The following is an 18146-nucleotide window of genomic DNA, read 5'->3' on the forward strand; positions in this document are numbered from 1 at the left end:
TGCGCCGGAAGGTCCAACGCAGAAGGACTCAAGGTCTCGCCGACTCCGTCCACTCGAACGCTTCAAGAAGCCAGTCGCCTTCGATCTTTCGCCACCGGCTCTCGACGGTCACGAGTCCGTCGACCGGTCGGCGGTTGGGGAGGTCGACGATGGTGTCGGCGGTGAAGACGACCCGCGCCTCCTCGTTCTTGGATCCAACGGACACAAACTCGAGGTCCGTGATGGAGACTTCGCGGCAGTAGCGGGCGACGCCGGAGTAGAGCGCGGCGGCCTCGTCCCGGGTGAAGGTCCGGCCGACCTCGTGCGCGAGGTTTTCGGGCGATTCGACCTCGATGCGCGGGGCGAAGTAGTCGGCGAGGTGGCGGCCGCGGGCGCTGCGGCCGAGGTCGCTCATCGACACCGGAACCCTGGCGGTATCGATGAAGGCAGCGGTCCGGCGCTTGAGGACCTGGGTGGGTGAAAACCACCAGAAGGCGAGTCCGGCCAGGATCAGGACGACGGCGGGAATGGCGACTCGCTTCATGGGGCAATGATCACTCGGGAGGCGGGGATCGGCAAGGATGGGAGTGGGAGCGCCCGGTTGCGGGGCGGGCCGATTCGGAGATCGGCGGTCCGCAGTTGCCGAGACTTGCGCAGGCGGGGGCTTTCGGGAAGGTTTCGGGCACGCATGACGCCGCTTTTGCGCAAGCTGCTGGGAATGAACTGGGCGCTCGTCTTCTGGATGTACGGGCTGCTCGTGTTCGGCGTGCTCTCGATCGAGAGTGCGGCGCGGCATTTGCCCCAGGGCGGCGAATATTTCGCCAGCCAGCAGAAGCAGTGGATCCTGATCGGTTCCGGGGTCTATCTGGTGACCGCGCTCATCGACTACCGCTGGTTCCGCTGGCTGGGGATTCCGCTGTATGTCGTCGGCGTCGGCCTGTGCGCGCGGATCATGAATTCCGACGACGAGGTCCACCAGATCACGGTCGGCGGATTGAGCTTCCAGCCGGCGCAGCTGGCGATCGCGGCGGGAATCCTGATGCTGGCCTGGTTGCTGCAGGATCTTCCGCGGCTCGGCCGCATGATTCCGAAGGTCGGGTGGTTGCTGGAGGAGCCGATGGTCAAGCTGGGCGCGATCGCGGTGATCGCCGGAATTCCCTTCCTGGTGGTGGTGAAGATGGGCGACATGGGATCGGCGCTGGTCTGGCTGCCGGTGGCACTGGTCGCGATGATCGTGAGCGGCGTGCCCTTCCGCTACCTGAGCTTCATGGCGCTGGTCGGGATGGCCATCCTGCCGATGTTGTATTTCATCGTCCTGCCGCAGGCCTCGGAGCGGGGCACGGCGCGGATCGAGCTGTGGCTCGACATGCTCGAGGGCCGCGAGGTCGACGTGAGTGCCGAGGCCTGGGCGCCGCACCATATTGCGGTGGCGATCGGTCATGCGGGCTGGAGTGGCACTGGCTACCTCTCGGGCGAGGAGCAGGGGTCGCTGCACGCGCGGAAGCTGATTCCCTTCAACACGGCCCACAACGACTTCATCTTCCCGGTGATCGCCGAGGAGCAGGGGTTCCGCGGCAGCATGCTGCTGATCACCGGCTTCACGCTGTTGCTGGTGACCTGTCTTTTCGTGGCGAGCTATGCCCGCGACCCGATGGGGCGGATGCTGGTCGGGGGCGTGGTGGGATTGTTCTTCGCCCACATTTTCGAGAACATCGGCATGTGCGTGCAGCTGATGCCGATCACCGGCATTCCGCTGCCGCTGATCAGCTACTCGGGCACCTTCGTGGTGATGTGCATGTTCCTGCTCGGGCTGGTCCAGAGCGTGTGGATCCACCGCAAGCCGCTGCGCGAGTTGGTGGCGGAGCAGGAGGAGAAACCTCACTCGCCCGGGTTGATCATTTCGAGCGACGTCCGGTAGGCGTCCTCGTTGAAGGGTCGTTGCGAACGATACATCCGGTCGGTCGCCTCGGCCAGGCAGCGGGCGATCGCCTCGCGGGCCTCGTCGGCTTCCATGCCCGCCCGGGTCAACCGGTCGAGCGTCTTGCGGACGTAGGCGGTTCCGGGGGCCTCCAACTGCTGATCGACGGCGTGGAGCAGTTCCTCGAAAAATCGGTCGGCTTCGGTGTTTTCATCCATGGCTGAGTCAATGCGATTGAGTGTTTCCTTTTACGGAAGGGGATGGTCGAGAAGTTGGAGCCAGGGCGTGAATTCGGGGGGGATCGGCGCCTCGAAATCCAGGCGCCGGCCATCGTCAGGGTGATCGAAGCCGAGACGGTGGGCATGGAGCATCAGGCGTCCGGGCTGCGCCTTCTGCCTCGCGGGCTTGGCGTAGATGGGATCGCCGATCAGAGGGCAGCCGAGATGGTGCATGTGGACGCGGATCTGGTGGGTGCGGCCGGTGTGCAGGTCGCAGCCAACCAGTGAGCTGTCGTTTCCCGGGTCGTGAACGAGGACTTGGTAGTCGGTGATGGATGCCTTGCCGCCGGGCGGGTTGACCACCGCCATTTTCATCCGGTGCACGGGGTGGCGGCCGATGTGGGTGAAGACCGTGCCCTGCTTCTCGGCGGGCCTGCCCTGGACGACGGCGAGGTAGCGCTTGCTCGTCGTGCGGCCCGCGAACTGCTCGACCAGCGAGTGATGGGCCGCGTCGGTCTTGGCCACGACCATGCAGCCGGAGGTGTCCTTGTCGAGACGGTGGACGATGCCCGGCCGCTCGACGCCGCCGATGCCGGAGAGCCGTCCGCGGCAGTGATGAAGGAGAGCGTTGACCAGGGTGCCGTCGGGATTACCGGCGGCGGGGTGGACGACCATTCCCGGTGCCTTGTCGAGGACCAGCAGCGAATCGTCCTCGTGGAGGATGTCGAGCGGGATGTCCTGCGGAGCCGCCTCGGCGGGGATGGCCTCGGGGATTTCGACCTGGATCGTGTCGCCGATCGCCACGGCGTCGCGGGGTTTGGCGGGCTGCTCGTTGCGGCGGATGTGCTGTCCGCGGATCAACTCCTGGATCCGCGAGCGCGAAAGGTCGTCGAACCGGCTCGCCAGCCAGGCGTCGAGCCGGGTGCCGGCATCACTTTCCACGCGGACCTCCATCGGGTGTCGAGGCTCGTGGGAGGAGACCGCTGATGTCAATGCAGGCGTGACGAGATGGCGTGCTTTGAGGTTTCCCGAATCCGGTTTGGGGACTAGGGTCCCGCATGCCTGAGGGGGAGATCGCCTATTGTCATGCCTGTGGGGTGGCGATGGACATTTCCGCCGTCGAGCCCTTCACCAATGTCGAGTGCCCGTCGTGCACCAAGCACACGCGGGTGAAACGGGAGTTCGGGTCTTACACGCTGACGCGCCGCCACGCCGTCGGCGGGATGAGTGTGGTCTTCATTGCCCAGGACAACACGCTCGACCGCGAAGTCGTGGTGAAGCTGCTCAACAAGGAATACTCGGCCGACGAGAAGCGGATCGGTGCCTTCGAGGAAGAGGCGCGGATCACGGCCTCGATCAGCCACCCGAATGTGGTTCGCGTCTTCACCACCGGGCGCGCCTTCGGTCGCTTCTACATTGCGATGGAATACGTGACCGGCGGTCATTTCGAGCATCACATCAGCGAGCGGGGCACCATCCCGGAGACCGAGGCGCTGGAACTCGCGATCGAGGTGGCCGAGGGGCTCAAGGCGGCGCATCACGCCGGGCTGATCCACCGCGACATCAAGCCGGGGAACATCCTGATCGAGTCCGGAGGGAGCGCGAAGATCGTCGACTTCGGCCTGGCGCTGGTGACCCAGGGAGGCAAGGCGAAGGCCACGGAAATCTGGGCGACCCCGTACTATGTGCCCCCCGAGGCCATCGAGGGAGGGGAGGAGGATTTTCGCTCGGACATCTACGCGTTTGGCGCGACCTTCTACCATGCGATGGCGGGGCGGCCGCCGTGCGACGAGGAGTCGATGGACACCAATCGGCTGCGATTGGCCAAGCGCAGTGTTTCCCCGCTGGGAAAAGCGGCGGCGTGGCTGCATCCCGACACCTGCGCGGTGATCGACCGCTGCATGAGCTACGAGCCGAGCGGGCGCTATCGCTCCTACGAGGATCTGATCTCCGCGTTGCGGGACGCCAAGGAGGTTTCGGTCAACTACGTCCCGCCAGCGGTCACCAGTGCCGTCCCGGTGAAGGGGCTCAAGGGATCGGCGGGCATGGGGGTCGGCGGAAAGGTTGCCTTGGCGGTGGCCATCGTGCTGGTCGTCGCGGCGGCTGTTTTTGCGGTCAAGACCGTCATGGACGTGGAGGTGCCGGAAGTGAGCGGGTCGGTGGTCGTCCCTGGAAATTCCGCGACCTCAGGGGGGGCGGGGACCCCGGGGGCTTCGAATCCGGGCGGCGTCGAGGTGGGGCGCTTCTACGCCGAGGCGACCGATGCCCTGAAGCGCGGTGATTACGCCCTGGCGCGCCAGCGTTTCGGAGCGGTGAGGGATCATCCGCGGGTCCTCGAACCCACCGGGTCATGGGCGGCGTGCGAGGCGGTGATCGCGAGCTATCTCGAGGGCGAGGCGAGCCGCGCGCGGGTCGAGGCGAACCGTGCAATGCGACACATCAAGGAGGCCAACGGCCTGAACGGAGCCATCTACACCCGGATGGAGACCGCCTTGCAGGGGCTCAAGAAGTGGGAGCCGGTGATGCCGGTCGACCGCGACGATCACTCGCCGATCAATTGCCTGATGTCGTTGCTCGGCGGCTTGAAGAACTGGGAGCAGGGGATGCTCGAGCAGGCGGAGCCGCATTTTCTTCACCTCTCCGATGCGCCGTCCGACCGCGACAACCCGTGGGTGGCGACCTACGTTCCGATCGCCGGGGGTTATCTTTCGGACCTCGAAAAGCTGCGTGGAGCCGAGCCGGCGGATTTCGAACTCGATCCGAAGCAGTGCCGGGCGCTGATCCGGAAACTTGAGCAGGTCCGCAGCGAGCTGAAGACCCAGGGCAGGGCGCGGTTCAATGTCCGCTGCTGGCAGCTCGAACTCGAGCGGCGGGCGCGGGGCATGGGGACGGCCAAGATGGCGGGACCGGATCAGTTGGAGGAGTTGTTCCAGGCCTGTCGCTTCTCCGAGGCCGAGGAGGTGCTCCGAAGATGGAAACCGGAAACGGAATCGCAGCGGAAGCGGCGCGACTCGCTGTTTCTTCTCAATCAGGCGGCGGTCGCCTTCCTGACCGAACTCGGCGAGCAGGCGGGAACGGTCCGGCGGGGCGGACCGGTGAAGGACCGGGAGGGCACCACCTTCCCGAAGGTCGCCGGGGGGGACGCGGAGGGATTGGACCTGATCACGGCGGACGAATCCCGGCAGCGCCTGGCCTGGACCGAGCTGGATCCCGAGAGCCTGATCGATCTTCACCGGCAGTTGATCCGGGACTCGAAAGGCGACATTGAGACGCTCCGGCGGCACGAGCTGGCCATCGCCTTCGGGCTGCTGGCGGGCGATGCAGACCGGGCCAAGGCCGCCGGAGAAAAGCTCGCGCAGCTTTCCGAAGCCTTCAAGCGGCGCTGGGAGCTGATCGCTCCGGTTCTTGAATAACCGGCCCCGAGCTTGCCAAGGGTGGGGCGGATCCCTTAACTTCCCCAAAGTAAATCCATGGCAGCGGAATACACGGAAGCGGACATCAAATCGCTCGATTGGCGCGAGCACATCCGGCTGCGGCCGGGCATGTACATCGGCAAGCTCGGCGACGGCTCTTCGCCCGACGACGGGGTTTACGTGCTGCTCAAGGAGGCGATCGACAACTCCATCGACGAGCACATCATGGGCTACGGCAAGGAGATCCGGATCGACATCGACGACGAGGGCCGGGTCGAGGTCCGCGACTTCGGCCGCGGGATTCCGCTCGGCAAGCTCTACGACTGCGCGGCCCAGATCAACACCGGTGCCAAATACGACAGTGAGGCCTTCAAGAAGTCCGTCGGCCTGAACGGGGTCGGCATCAAGGCGGTCAACGCGCTCTCCGGCTTCTTCGAGATCCAGGCGTGGCGAGACGGCACCACCAAGGCGATCGAGTTTTCGAAGGGTGAGGTGGTCGAGGAAATGAAGTCGCCCCGCAAGGACGACGGCGAGCCCGGCACACGGCTGGCCTTCGAGGTGGACCGCACGATCTTCCCGCAGCGGACGAACTTCAAGCCGGCGGTGGTGGAGCGGATGTGCCGCTACTACAGCTACCTGAATCCCGGACTGACGCTCAACTTCAACGGCAAGCGCTTCAAATCGAAGAACGGCCTGCTCGACCTGCTCGCCGAGGAGATGGAGAGCGAGGCGCTGTACGGGCCGGTGCATCTGAAGGGCAAGGATATCGAGATCGCCTTCACCCACACCGCGGAAAGTGGTGAGGAGTACTACTCCTTCGTCAACGGCCAGAACACGACCCAGGGCGGCACCCACCTTGCGGCCTTCCGCGAGGCGCTGGTCAATGTGATCCGTGGTTTCTACAAGAAGCAGTACGATGCGGCCGACATCCGGTCCGGTGTCGAGGCGGCGATCTGCGTGCGGGTGGAAGAGCCGGTCTTCGAGTCGCAGACGAAGACGAAGCTGGGTTCCAGCACGATATCACCGAAGGGGGAGACGCTTCGAACCTTCATCGGGAACTTCCTCAAGGAGCACCTCGACAACTACCTGCATCGGAATCCCCCGGCGGCCGAGGCCCTGCAGAAGCGGATCCTTGCCGCCGAAAGGGAGCGCAAGGAGTTGAAGGGCGTGAAGAAGCTCGCCCGCGACCGTGCGCGGCAGGCCAAGGTGCACAACAAGAAGCTCCGCGACTGCCGGGCGCACCTCGGCACCAAGCACAAGATGCGCGAGAAGAGCACGCTCTTCATCACCGAGGGCGACTCGGCTTCGGGCTCGATCACCAAGAGTCGCGACGTCGAGACCCAGGCGGTCTTCTCGCTGCGCGGCAAGCCGCTCAACACCTTCGGGCTGGGCAAGAAGATCGTCTATCAGAACGAGGAATTCGCACTGCTGCAGGCGGCGCTCGGGATCGAGGACAGCATCGAGGGCCTGCGCTACAACAAGGTGGTGGTCGCGACCGATGCCGATGTCGACGGCATGCACATCCGCCTGCTGCTGCTGACCTTCTTCCTGCAGTTCTTCCCGGAAATCATCCGCGAGGGTCACCTGTTCATCCTGCAGACGCCGCTGTTCCGCGTCCGCAACAAGAAGGAGACGATCTACTGCTACAGCGACGAGGAGAAGGATCAGGCCCTGGCGAAGCTCGGCAAGGCGGCGGAGATCACCCGCTTCAAGGGGCTCGGCGAAATCTCGCCCGACGAGTTCAAGTTCATGATCGGGCCCGACATGCGGCTTGATCCGGTCGAATACGAGGAAGGCAAGGGTGTGAAGGAACTGCTTGGATTCTACATGGGCAAGAACACGCCCGACCGGCAGCAATACATCATCGAGAACCTGCGCGAAGACGTCGACCGGCAGGTGGACGAGGCGGCGGCGTAGGGAGAAAAGAGGCTCCCGGGGCAGACACTTGACTGTTTGAACCGGGCGCGGAGCGCCGTAGCATGGGGGATGAAACTTGTCCTGTCGCCCCGAGGGCTTCTGCTGGCGGTCTGCTTGATGCCTCTCTCCTCTTTTGCTGAAGCTGGTGGACCGGATCCCTCGACGACACTCTGGTATGAGACCCCGGCCCGCAGCTGGTCCCACGAGGCTTTGCCGATCGGCAATGGCCGGATTGGTGCGATGGTGTTCGGGGGCGTCGGGCACGAGCGGATCGCGTTGAACGAGGAAACCGTGTGGTCCGGGTCGCGGGTCGATTGGAATCGCGAGGACGCCTCGAAGAACCTGCCGAAGATCCGCGAGCTTCTCCTCGCTGGGAGGAACGACGAGGCCGAGGCCCTGGTGAACCAGACCTTCACCTGCAAGGGTGGGGGGTCGCGTGGTGGCGCGAATGGCCCGTGGGGGTGCTTCCAGGAACTTGGGAACCTGAATCTCGTGTGGAAGTCGGAGGTCGAGTCGCTGCCGCTGAACGTTTGGAAATACCGCATGCTCACCACGCCGGGGATCGAGGATATCCGCGAGCACCGGCGCGAGATCACCCGCATGGTGGAGGAAGGCGTCCAGGTCGGGGTGGATGACACCGATTGGACCGACTACGTCATCGAGGGCGGCAAGGCGGTGAAGGGTGACCGGAAGTTCGAGATCAACGACAAGGCATTGCTGCGTCACCACCTGAAGCTGACCGAGGAGCAACTCGCCACGCTGGGGATGCTGCGGGTGGGGTCCCGGGCACGGAATGGGCGGGTCTTCGTCAACGGCCGGGAAGTCGGTGAGTTCGCCGGATGGCAGGCGGGCGGGCACGACAAGTTCCAGCGGGATGTCAGCGAGTTCCTCAAGGTTGGCGACAACGTCATCGCGATCTACTGCTCGAACTATCGCCGGAGGGGTCAGCTCCCGCTGTCGATCTCCCTCGACCCCCGCGAGACCACGGAGAACTACCGTCGCAGCCTCGATCTCCGTGACGCCCTTTCCGCGGTCGAGTACACGAAGGACGGAGTGACCTTCACCCGCGAGGCCTTCGCCAGTGCGCCCGACCAGGTGATGGCCTTCCGGTTTGCCGCCGACAAGCCGGGCAAGATCTCGTTTTCGGCGACGCTCGATCGCCTGCAGGACGCCGAGACCGTCGCCGACGGCAAGGCCGGTCTGGTCATGGCCGGGAATACCGCGAGCGGCCAGTCCGGAGTCGATGGCATGAAATTCGTGGCCCGCCTGCTGGCGGTTCCCACCGGAGGACGGGTCTCGGTGAAGGGCGACACCCTCCATGTCGACGCGGCCGACGAGGTCGTGTTGCTGGTGGCTGCGGCGACCGACTACCAAGGCTTTGCCGGCCGCAACACGCCGGACCCGCTGGTGGCGACGATGAACGATCTCACCAACGCGTCGTCCAAACCCTACGCCAAGCTGCGGGCGGACCACATTGCCAACCACCGGAGCTACTTCGACCGGATGAGCCTGACCCTCGATGACGGCCAACCGGAGAGCCGGGAGACGGCGAGACTTCCGACCAACGAGCGTCATGCGGCCCTTTCGAAAGGCGGTCCCGATCCGGCGCTGGCGGCCCTGTATTTCAACTTCGGCCGATACCTGCTGATCAGCAGCTCGCGGCCGGGCAACATGCCGGCCAACCTGCAGGGACTCTGGGCCGAGGGGATCCAGACGCCGTGGAACTGCGACTACCACCTCGATATCAACGTCCAAATGAACTACTGGCCGGCCGAGATGTGCGGGCTGGGTGATTGTCACACGCCGCTTTTCAAGCTCATCGAATCGCTGCAGGAACCGGGTGCCGAAACGGCCAGGGCCTACTACGACGCCGACGGTTGGGTGGCGCACGTGATCACCAACGTCTGGGGCTTCACCGCGCCGGGCGAGCAGGCCGGATGGGGAGCCACGGCCACCGGTTCGCCGTGGCTGTGCGATCACCTGTGGGAGCACTACGATTACAGCCGCGACAAGGAGTTCCTGAAGGGGGCCTACCCGATCATGAAGGGCTCGGCCGAGTTCTTCCTCGACATGCTGATCACCGACCCGAAGACCGGCTGGCTGGTCACGGCACCGTCGAACTCGCCCGAGAACACCTTCATCATGCCCAACGGCAAAAATGCCCGCATCTGCATGGGGCCGACGATGGACATGCAGATCCTGCGCGAGCTGTTCGCCAACTGCATCGAGGCATCCGAAATCCTCGGCATCGACGAGGCCTTCCGCAAGCAACTCGTCGAGACCCGCGGCAAGCTCGCGCCGAACCAGATCGGGAAGCATGGTCAGATCCAGGAATGGCTGGAGGACTACGACGAGGCGGAGCCAACCCACCGTCACGTCTCCCATCTGTACGGGCTGCACCCCTACGATGAGATCACCCCCGAGACGACGCCGCGTTTCGCCGAGGCGGCCAAGGTCTCACTCCAACGCCGCGGTGATGGCGGCACCGGCTGGTCGATGGCGTGGAAGGTGAACTTCTGGGCCCGGCTGCACGACGGCAACCACGCCCACATGATGCTGGGGAACCTGATCAAGAAGGGCGGGGTGAACCTCTTCTGTCAGCACCCGCCCTTCCAGATCGACGGCAACTTCGGAGGAACCTCGGGCATCGGGGAGATGCTGCTGCAATGCCATGGCGACACGATCCGCCTGCTGCCGGCCTTGCCCGATGCCTGGCCGAAGGGCAGGGTCACCGGAATGCGCGCCCGGGGCGGTCACGAGGTCGACTTCGAATGGAAGGATGGAAAGGTCACCGACTTCCGCATCCGTTCGAAGGAGCCGGCCGAGGTGTCCGTGCGGGTGAATGGAGAGACCCGCAAGGTTCGCACCGAAAAACTCTAGACCAATGAAACGCTACGAACGCCTGAGCTTTGATGAGATCCCTCCGGTGGACTGCTGCTGCGGAACCACCCGCCGCGCCTTTGCCGACCTCGAGGATGCACCGGCCTCGGTGCACTACCTCGACGTCGCCGACGAACCGACCTGCCACTACCACAGGAAGACCACCGAGATCTACGTGATCCTCGAAGGGGAGGGGGCTCTTGAACTGGATGGCGAAATGGTGCCGGTCGGCCCGCTCTCCACCGTGCTCATCCGCCCCGGTTGCCGGCATCGGGCGGTGGGCAAGATGAAGCTGCTCAACATTCCGATCCCGAAGCACGACGACAGTGATTTCTTCTACGAGGAGGATGCCGTCGAGGCAGGGGAGACGCCGCAGCATTGAAGGGGGCGTCCCAAGCAATCCCAATTCTCTTTAGGTCTGCGTCGCCCAAGTTCTCTGGCAGGATTTCTCGCGGCCCTTCAGGCCGCTTGAGGTGCGGTGATGGGTAACCCGGGGCCGCGTCGTCCGCGTTCGCGGACTCCTTGCCCCGGGCTTTGTTCTGGTGACCCTTCGGGCCACTCCTGAAGCCGGCCCGAAGGGTCGAAAGAACAGAGCCCAGGGCCAACGGCCCTGGGATTCGTGGAGGCAGTGTATCCGGCGGCCTGAAAGGTCGCGAGAAGCTTGGTAGTGACTGGGTGCCGGCGTGCGATCATCTGCCCGGCTTTCGAAATACCAGAAAGTGCTGCCACGGCAGGAAGTCATGGTTGACCACGAACTCGAGGCCGACGGCTTCCATCTCCTTGCGGACCTGCTCCTCGGACATCTTGTGGAGTCGGCTGATGGGCACGCTTTCGTCCTCGGCGCGGAATTCGAGGAGGAAGACCTGGCCGCCGGGTCGCAGGGCTTCGCGGATCGAGAGCATCATCTCCGCCGGATGGGAGAACTCGTGGTAGGCGTCGACCATGATGGCGGCGTCGATGGACGCGGGTTCGAGGGCCACATCCTCGATCGTGCCGAGGTGCGGCCGGACGTTGGTGATGTCCTTCTCGGCGGCGGTCATCTCGAGGTGGGAGATCATCTCGGGCTGGATGTCCACGGCGATCACCTCGCCCTCGGGGATGAGTTTGGCGATGCGGAACGAGTAGTAGCCCGAACCTGCGCCGATATCGGCAATGACCGTTTCCGGCGGCAGCTGGAGCGCGTCGATGGCCGAACTGGGGGATTCCTCTTCCTCACGGTTGTCGCGCTCGAGCCACTTGATGCCGCGGTGGCCCATGACCTGTGAGATTTCGCGTCCCAGGTAGATCTTGCCGATTCCACCGCGGGTGGGCTCGGCGAATTCATACTCCGGGATCTTTGGAACGAATGGGTCGGCCTCCACAATGGCGGTGGCTCCCGCCTCGACGGGGCCGGGGCCTGCGGCCGGAGACTCGTCATCCGTCCGCCAAGGGTGCCAGAGGAGCAGCCCGAGGATGAGCAGGAAGATAATCGGGCTGAGGATGGCAAGACGCTTCATTGGAATAGGAACTGGAGGGAATCGCGGAAACTTTCGAGTGGATCGCAGGGCAAGCTTGAATGTCGGCGCGGCTCGGATTCAATCATGCCCACGCACAACGTTATGGGAAGAGCCTTCGAATGCCGCCGCCGAGCCAAGGAAGCCCGTTGGGACAAGATGTCCAAGGTGTTTCCGAGGCTGGCCAAGTCCATCACCCTCGCCGCCAAGAACGGAGGCCCGGATCCCGACATGAATCCGGCGCTCCGTCTGGCGATCGCCACCGCCAAGGCGGAAAACCTGCCGAAGGACAAGATCGACGCGGCGATCAAGCGGGCGAGCGGCAGTGATGCGGTCGACATCGTCGAGAACAACTACGAGGGCAAGGGCCCACACGGTTCGCTCTTCTACATCGAGTGTGCAACGGACAACTCGAACCGGACCGTCGGCAACCTCAAGACGATCTTCAGCAAGAACGGCGGCCAGATCGTCAACAGCGGACAGCTGGATTTCATGTTCAACCGCAAGGCGGTCATCGAGTTCGCGGTGACCGGCGAGGTGAACCTGGAGGAGGTCGAGCTCGAGCTGATCGACTACGGTCTCGAAGAACTCGAGGTCGAGGACGGGGTGGCCCGGGCGATCGGAGGGTATTCGGATTTCGCCAACCTCAGCAACGGGATCGAAAAGCTCGGCATCGCGGTGACACGGGCCGGACTTGAACGAATCCCGACCCAACCGGTGGAGCTGACCGAAGCGCAGATGGAGGAGGTCGAGTCCCTGCTGGAAAAGGTCGAGGACGACGACGACGTGCAGAAGGTTTTCACCAACATCGGGTAAGGGACACGCCGGGCGCGCCAGGGGGCGAGGCCGCTGAAGAATCGGCGTGGACGGAGGGCTGGGAGGATGCTACGCCCGCGCCGCCGTGACCGAGTCTGCCTCCCGCTGCGCCGGGGTAACGGCGGCCCTGCCGCTGTTGCTCAAGGCCCAGCAGTCCTTGCAACGGCCCGTGCTGGTGGGGATCGGTGGCCCCGGCGGCAGTGGCAAGTCGACCTTTGCGCAGGCGCTTGCGGCGGAGCTGGAGCATGCCGGAGTGCTGCCGCTGGACGACTACCGAAAGTCGCGGACCGAGCGGGGTCGGGGGATTTACGGATCCCATCCGGAGGGCAACCGGATCGACCTCCTGAAGAGTCATCTGGAGGCGGCCCGCGAGGGGCACCCGATCGAGCGGCCGGTGTTTTGCCGGGAGCGCGGAGCGGCGCATGAGACCGAGACCCTGGAGGCACCCCGCTTTCTGATCGCCGACGGTGAGATTTCCACCCATCGGGGGGTGCGTGAGCATTTCGACCTGCGCATCCTGATTCTCGCCGGGTGGCGGCTTCAGTGGCAGGCGCGGATCGGCCGCGACCGGCGGGAGCGGTCCACCAGTTTCGGCAAGGCGCTGTCCCTGTTCTGGACCAGCAATCTGCGCGACTATCCACGCTTCTCGGTCGGAGCGCATGAGCAGGCGGATCTGGTGCTGCGGCGTTCCAACTGCGGACGGCGGCTCCACCTGCACGGGTAAGCTGGGTCGCGCGTCGGCTCGCGCAAATGGGTGCGGCCGATGCGATTCACCGCCACGGCTCACTTCTTCCGCGCGACCGCCAGCAGCGTTTGAAAATGCGGAGGCTCGGCCTCCCGATCCACCACGGCCGTTTCGATCCCGGTGAAGCCCGACTTCTCGAGCATGGCCGCCAGTTCCGCCTCGCCGAAGCCCAACCAGGTGTCGGCGTAGAGTTCGCGCGCCTCTTCAAACTGGTGTTGCAGCAGATCGAGGATGACGAGCTGGCCACCGCTCCGCAGAGCCTGAAAGGCAGCGTCGAGGGCCCGCTGGGGGCTGGCCGCGTGGTGAAGGGCCTGGCTCAGCACGGCGAGATTGATTTCTCCGGGTTCGAGCGGCGGATTCTCCAAGTCACCGGCCCGGTATTCCAGGTTGGCAAGCCCGTGCTCCCGGGCGAGCTGGGTGCCGAATGCCACCATCTTCTCCGAGAGGTCGACGGCGATCACCTTCTCGGCCCGCTGGGCAAGGAGCTGGGAAAGGGTGCCCTCGCCGGCACCGAGGTCGGCGACAGTACCGACGGCCATCACTTTCAGCAGGGCCTCGGCCAGGCCCTTCCACGAGCGGCCCGGCACGTAGTCCTTGCCGAAGCGGCCCGCCAGCTCGTCGAAGTAGGCGCGCGACTTGTCCTGGCGCTTCCGCAGCAGGTGGCGCAGCGCGGTATCGTCCTTACGGGCCTCCGGGAGTTCGGTGGAGGCGTCGCGGACGAGTCCGGACAATTCGGACGACATCTCCGAACGGTAGATGTTGTTTTTTCCGCTGCGCTCGTCCCCTACCAGTCCGCCGCCCTTGAGTTGCGAAAGCTGGGTGGAAATCCGGCTCTGACCCATGCCAAGCACTTCCTGAAGGTCCGCCACGCTGAGCGGTTCACGGTCGAGAAGCCGGAGAATCCGCAGCCGCGTGGGGTCGGCCAGAAGCTTCAGGGATTTCAGCATTGACGGCATGGGGAAACCAATACATCAACGCATCGCGATTTGACGATACGAAAAACGACACACCCCATGAGTTCCTACATTTTCTCCTCTGAGTCCGTCGGTGAAGGCCATCCCGACAAGGTTTGCGACACCATTTCCGATGCGATTCTGGATGCCTGCCTGAAAGTCGATCCCAAATCCCGGGTCGCCTGCGAGACTTTCGTGAAGTCGAATCAGGTCGTGGTCGGAGGCGAGATCACCATTCCCAAGCTGCAGGACGCGAAGACCGGCAGGACCAAGCCCCTCGACAGCGCGATCAACGTCGGCACCGTGGTCCGCGACGCCATCCGCGGGATCGGCTACATCAACGACGACGACATTTTCCACGCGGACACCGTCTTCATCACCAACCTGCTCACGGCCCAGTCCGCCGACATCGCCCAGGGCGTCGATGCCCGGAAAGCGGAGGGCAAGAAGCATGAAGAGCAGGGAGCCGGCGACCAGGGCATCATGTTCGGCTACGCCTGCGACGAGACACCCGAGTTGATGCCGGCGCCGATCATGTATGCGCACCGTCTCGGTCGCGAGCTGACCCGCATTCGCAAGTCGGGTCGCGTGAAATGGCTGCGGCCGGATGCGAAGTCGCAGGTTTCGGTCGAGTACCTCGACGGCAAGCCGACCCGGATCGTGAACGTGGTCATCTCCACCCAGCATGCCGAGGGCACCAAGCACGCCGAAATCGAGAAGTTCTGCATTGAGAAGGTGATCAAGAAGGTCCTGCCCAAGGGCATGCTCACCAAGGACACCGAGTTCCTGATCAACCCGACCGGCAAGTTCGTGATCGGTGGCCCTCAGGGCGACTCCGGTCTCACCGGCCGCAAGATCATCGTCGACACGTACGGCGGCACGGGCCGCCACGGCGGCGGTGCCTTCTCCGGCAAGGATCCCTCGAAGGTCGACCGTTCCGCCGCCTACATGGGCCGCTGGGTCGCCAAGAACATCGTCGCCGCCGGCCTCGCCGCGAAGTGCGAGATTCAGTTCGCCTACGCCATCGGCCACCCCGAGCCGGTCAGCGTGCACATCGACACCTTCGGCACCGGCACCATCGATGACGTCAAGATCCTCGGCGCGGTGATGAAGGTGTTCTCCTTCAAGCCTGCCGACATCGTCCGCCAGCTCAAGCTGCTGCGTCCGATCTACTCGGATTCGACGAACTACGGTCACTTCGGCAAGGAGGACTGCGGTCTGCCGTGGGAGGAAACCAACAAGTTCGCGGCACTCAAGAAGGCGGCTCGCTGACGCAAGCAGACAAAAGACTTCAAGACAGAAGACGCAAGACCATGGCCATGCACAACTTTGAGGAACTGGAGGTCTGGAAGCGCTCGTCGCGCCTGGCTGTCTCGATCCTCGGAGCGGTGGATTCGATCAAGCTCTTCTCGCTCCGCGACCAGATGGCTCGGGCCTGCACTTCGATACCGTCCAACATCGCGGAGGGTGCCGAGCGGGACAGCAACAAGGAGTTCCGGCGTTTTCTGGCGATTGCCAAGGGATCCGCTGGTGAACTCCGAACCCAGCTTTATTTGGCCCAGAAGTCCGGGCATCTTGCCGATGACCTCGTTACGCCGCTCGTGAGTGAGTGCCGTGAAATTTCATCCATGCTCGAAGGGCTTCGGAAGTCGCTGAAAGGCGGCGGGATGCTCGGCCTCTTCTTCAGCTGGCTCTTCTAGTCCCCATCTTCTGTCTTCTGTCTTCCGTCTTCCGTCTTCCGTCTTCCGTCTTCCCGTCTTCTGTCTTTTCCCCGCCTCATCCCAACAAAATATCATGACCACAACTGCTGAACCTACCCAACAAGATTACAAAGTCCGCGACATCGGCCTCGCTGACTTCGGCCGCAAGGAAATCGAAATCGCCGAGCACGAGATGCCCGGCCTCATGGCGACCCGCGAGAAGTACGGCCCCGAGAAGCCGCTCGCCGGGGTCCGCATCATGGGCTCGCTCCACATGACGATCCAGACCGCTGTCCTCATCGAGACCCTCGTGGAACTCGGGGCCGAGGTCCGCTGGGTCTCGTGCAACATCTTCTCGACCCAGGACCACGCCGCCGCCGCGATCGCCAAGTCCGGTGTTCCCGTCTTCGCCTGGAAGGGCGAAACCCTCGAGGAATACTGGTGGTGCACCTGGAAGGCCATCCTCAATCCCGAGGGCCTCGGACCGCAACTCATCGTCGATGACGGCGGCGATGCCACCCTGCTGATCCACAAGGGCTACGAGATGGAGAATGGCTCCGACTGGGTCAACGAGCCCGCCGGAAGCCAGGAAGAGCAGGTCATCAAGGACCTCCTCAAGAAGATCGGCGCCGAGCAACCGGGTATCTTCGCCAAGATCGTGGCCGACTGGAAGGGCGTCTCGGAAGAGACGACCACCGGGGTCCACCGCCTCTATCAGATGGCCCGGGCCGGCAAGCTGCTGGTTCCGGCGATCAACGTGAACGACTCCGTGACCAAGTCGAAGTTCGACAACCTCTACGGTTGCCGCGAGTCACTCGTCGACGGCATCAAGCGTGCCACCGACGTGATGATTTCCGGCAAGGTGGCCGTGGTCTGCGGCTACGGCGACGTCGGCAAGGGCTGCGCCCAGGCCCTCCGTGGCCAGGGCGCCCAGGTCGTGGTGACCGAGGTCGACCCGATCTGCGCGCTGCAGGCGGCGATGGAAGGTTTCCGCGTGCTGACCGTCGAGGACACCCTCGGCTGGGGGGACATCTACGTCACCACCACCGGCAACTACGACATCATCCGTGTCGAGCACATGGAGAAGATGAAGGACCAGGCGATCGTCTGCAACATCGGTCACTTCGACAACGAGATCCAGATGGAGAAGCTCGAGAAGACCGAGGGTGTGGTGAAGACCAACATCAAGCCGCAGGTCGACAAGTACACCTTCCCGGCCGGCAACAGCCTCTACATGCTGGCCGAAGGGCGCCTCGTGAACCTCGGCTGCGCCACCGGCCACCCGAGCTTCGTGATGTCCAACAGCTTCACCAACCAGACGCTGGCCCAGATCGACCTCTGGCAGAACAAGGACAACTACAAGGCGGGCGAAGTGAAAGTCCTGCCGAAGCATCTCGACGAGGAAGTCGCACGCCTCCACCTTGAGAAGATCGGCGCCAGGCTGACCCAGCTTACCAAGGAGCAGGCCGACTACATCGATGTGCCGGTCGGGGGCCCCTATAAGCCGGAGCACTACCGCTACTGAGCCCCTGGCGACGGATTCGAAACGCCCGGGCCACGCCGGCCCGGGCGTTTCGCTTTCCCGGCTCACTTGCTCGGGTTGGCTTTGACACGAGAAGTTCCAAGCCGAGGCTAGGCAACGGATACCGGTTGGCGGGATGCTTGGTGATGAGGAGCGAGGATAGGAGGGGGAGGGTTTCCAGCGGGGAGGCGGTCCGGAGGTTGTTCGCGTTACCGCGAATGCCGTAGGTAAGGAGGCTGGTTGCTAAATGCGAGGACCCCTCTGACAGCAGCCACCTCTCCGTCGAGGGCACCCGTCCCGGCCCCACGCCCGGCATTCCCCATCCCGACGAACTGAGAATCACCCTCACCGGCAACCACATCCCCGACACCATGCGACGCACCGCCGAATGGAGTGCGGAAAGACTCGGGCTGGGGGAACCGTAAGAAAAATGAGAGCATTCCCATCCAAAACTACCATGAACACCGTAGAACGTGCGGCACTTGTCAGTGTTTTGGGACTGGTACCATTCCAACACCCGTCCGGAGCAGGCGGGCGAGCCCGTGAGGGACTCGCTCGGCCGACTGCTCCGGCGGCGGTAACGGAGCTGCCC

15 protein-coding genes and 1 pseudogene are annotated in these 18146 nt (G+C 64.1%); 11 read left to right on the top strand and 5 right to left on the bottom strand.

The genetic code is table 11. From position 1 onward, the window contains the following. Nucleotides 1–28: 28 nt before the first annotated feature. The gene (locus tag ACG2LG_RS03630) at nt 29–523 is read right to left on the bottom strand and encodes a hypothetical protein (RefSeq protein ID WP_396256393.1); all 495 of its coding nucleotides are present in this window, start codon (nt 521–523) and stop codon (nt 29–31) included. Between the two features lie 144 nt (nt 524–667). Here ACG2LG_RS03630 and ACG2LG_RS03635 point away from each other — a divergent pair, with 144 nt between their 5' ends. Then, nucleotides 668–1897, top strand: a complete 1230-nt coding sequence (locus ACG2LG_RS03635) for an FtsW/RodA/SpoVE family cell cycle protein (RefSeq protein ID WP_396256395.1) — start codon at nt 668–670, stop codon at nt 1895–1897. Here ACG2LG_RS03635 and ACG2LG_RS03640 read toward each other — a convergent pair. Both ACG2LG_RS03640 and ACG2LG_RS03645 read right to left on the bottom strand, forming a co-directional pair. Then, nucleotides 1858–2115, bottom strand: coding sequence for a hypothetical protein (locus ACG2LG_RS03640; RefSeq protein ID WP_396256397.1), 258 nt, complete (start codon nt 2113–2115; stop codon nt 1858–1860). The genes ACG2LG_RS03635 and ACG2LG_RS03640 overlap by 40 nt on opposite strands. 30 nt (nt 2116–2145) lie before the next feature. Next, the gene (locus ACG2LG_RS03645; RefSeq protein WP_396256398.1) at nt 2146–3069 is read right to left on the bottom strand and encodes an RluA family pseudouridine synthase; all 924 of its coding nucleotides are present in this window, start codon (nt 3067–3069) and stop codon (nt 2146–2148) included. 104 nt (nt 3070–3173) lie between these two features. On the opposite strand from ACG2LG_RS03645, the gene ACG2LG_RS03650 reads away from it, so the two are divergent. The 4 genes from ACG2LG_RS03650 to ACG2LG_RS03665 all read left to right on the top strand — a co-directional run bounded on the left by ACG2LG_RS03650 (nt 3174) and on the right by ACG2LG_RS03665 (nt 10707). Then, on the top strand, nt 3174–5528 hold the full coding sequence (locus tag ACG2LG_RS03650) for a protein kinase (RefSeq protein ID WP_396256400.1): 2355 nt from the start codon (nt 3174–3176) through the stop codon (nt 5526–5528). A gap of 57 nt (nt 5529–5585) precedes the next feature. After that, nucleotides 5586–7445, top strand: coding sequence for a DNA topoisomerase IV subunit B (locus tag ACG2LG_RS03655; RefSeq protein WP_396256402.1), 1860 nt, complete (start codon nt 5586–5588; stop codon nt 7443–7445). A 69-nt stretch (nt 7446–7514) separates the two neighbouring features. Further along, nucleotides 7515–10325, top strand: coding sequence for a glycosyl hydrolase family 95 catalytic domain-containing protein (locus ACG2LG_RS03660; protein WP_396256404.1), 2811 nt, complete (start codon nt 7515–7517; stop codon nt 10323–10325). A gap of 4 nt (nt 10326–10329) precedes the next feature. Continuing rightward, on the top strand, nt 10330–10707 hold the full coding sequence (locus tag ACG2LG_RS03665) for a cupin domain-containing protein (RefSeq protein ID WP_396256406.1): 378 nt from the start codon (nt 10330–10332) through the stop codon (nt 10705–10707). A gap of 307 nt (nt 10708–11014) precedes the next feature. Here ACG2LG_RS03665 and ACG2LG_RS03670 read toward each other — a convergent pair whose 3' ends face one another. Further along, on the bottom strand, nt 11015–11821 hold the full coding sequence (locus tag ACG2LG_RS03670) for a class I SAM-dependent methyltransferase (protein ID WP_396256408.1): 807 nt from the start codon (nt 11819–11821) through the stop codon (nt 11015–11017). A gap of 102 nt (nt 11822–11923) precedes the next feature. On the opposite strand from ACG2LG_RS03670, the gene ACG2LG_RS03675 reads away from it, so the two are divergent. Continuing rightward, nucleotides 11924–12634, top strand: coding sequence for a YebC/PmpR family DNA-binding transcriptional regulator (locus ACG2LG_RS03675; RefSeq protein ID WP_396256425.1), 711 nt, complete (start codon nt 11924–11926; stop codon nt 12632–12634). A 46-nt stretch (nt 12635–12680) separates the two neighbouring features. Continuing rightward, on the top strand, nt 12681–13358 hold the full coding sequence (locus ACG2LG_RS03680; RefSeq protein ID WP_396256410.1) for a uridine kinase: 678 nt from the start codon (nt 12681–12683) through the stop codon (nt 13356–13358). A 59-nt stretch (nt 13359–13417) separates the two neighbouring features. Here ACG2LG_RS03680 and ACG2LG_RS03685 read toward each other — a convergent pair whose 3' ends face one another. After that, complete coding sequence (locus ACG2LG_RS03685; RefSeq protein ID WP_396256412.1) at nt 13418–14326, bottom strand: metalloregulator ArsR/SmtB family transcription factor; 909 nt, start codon at nt 14324–14326, stop codon at nt 13418–13420. 66 nt (nt 14327–14392) lie between these two features. Between ACG2LG_RS03685 and metK the strand changes: the two genes are divergently transcribed. The 4 genes and pseudogenes from metK (at nt 14393) to ahcY (ending at nt 17557) form a co-directional block, all read left to right on the top strand. Continuing rightward, nucleotides 14393–15604: a methionine adenosyltransferase gene (metK, locus tag ACG2LG_RS03690; RefSeq protein WP_396256414.1), complete on the top strand. Its 1212-nt coding sequence runs from the start codon at nt 14393–14395 to the stop codon at nt 15602–15604. A 41-nt stretch (nt 15605–15645) separates the two neighbouring features. Then, nucleotides 15646–16032, top strand: coding sequence for a four helix bundle protein (locus tag ACG2LG_RS03695; RefSeq protein WP_396256415.1), 387 nt, complete (start codon nt 15646–15648; stop codon nt 16030–16032). Continuing rightward, nucleotides 16025–16099 (top strand): annotated as a pseudogene (locus ACG2LG_RS03700) (hypothetical protein); the annotation flags it as partial. The gene ACG2LG_RS03695 and the pseudogene ACG2LG_RS03700, both read left to right, overlap by 8 nt. Before the next feature lie 27 nt (nt 16100–16126). Further along, nucleotides 16127–17557, top strand: a complete 1431-nt coding sequence (gene ahcY, locus ACG2LG_RS03705; RefSeq protein ID WP_396256417.1) for an adenosylhomocysteinase — start codon at nt 16127–16129, stop codon at nt 17555–17557. Nucleotides 17558–18146: the final 589 nt, after the last annotated feature.

This window comes from Haloferula sp. A504 (assembly GCF_044385805.1).
Classification (GTDB): Bacteria; Verrucomicrobiota; Verrucomicrobiia; order Verrucomicrobiales; family Akkermansiaceae; genus Haloferula.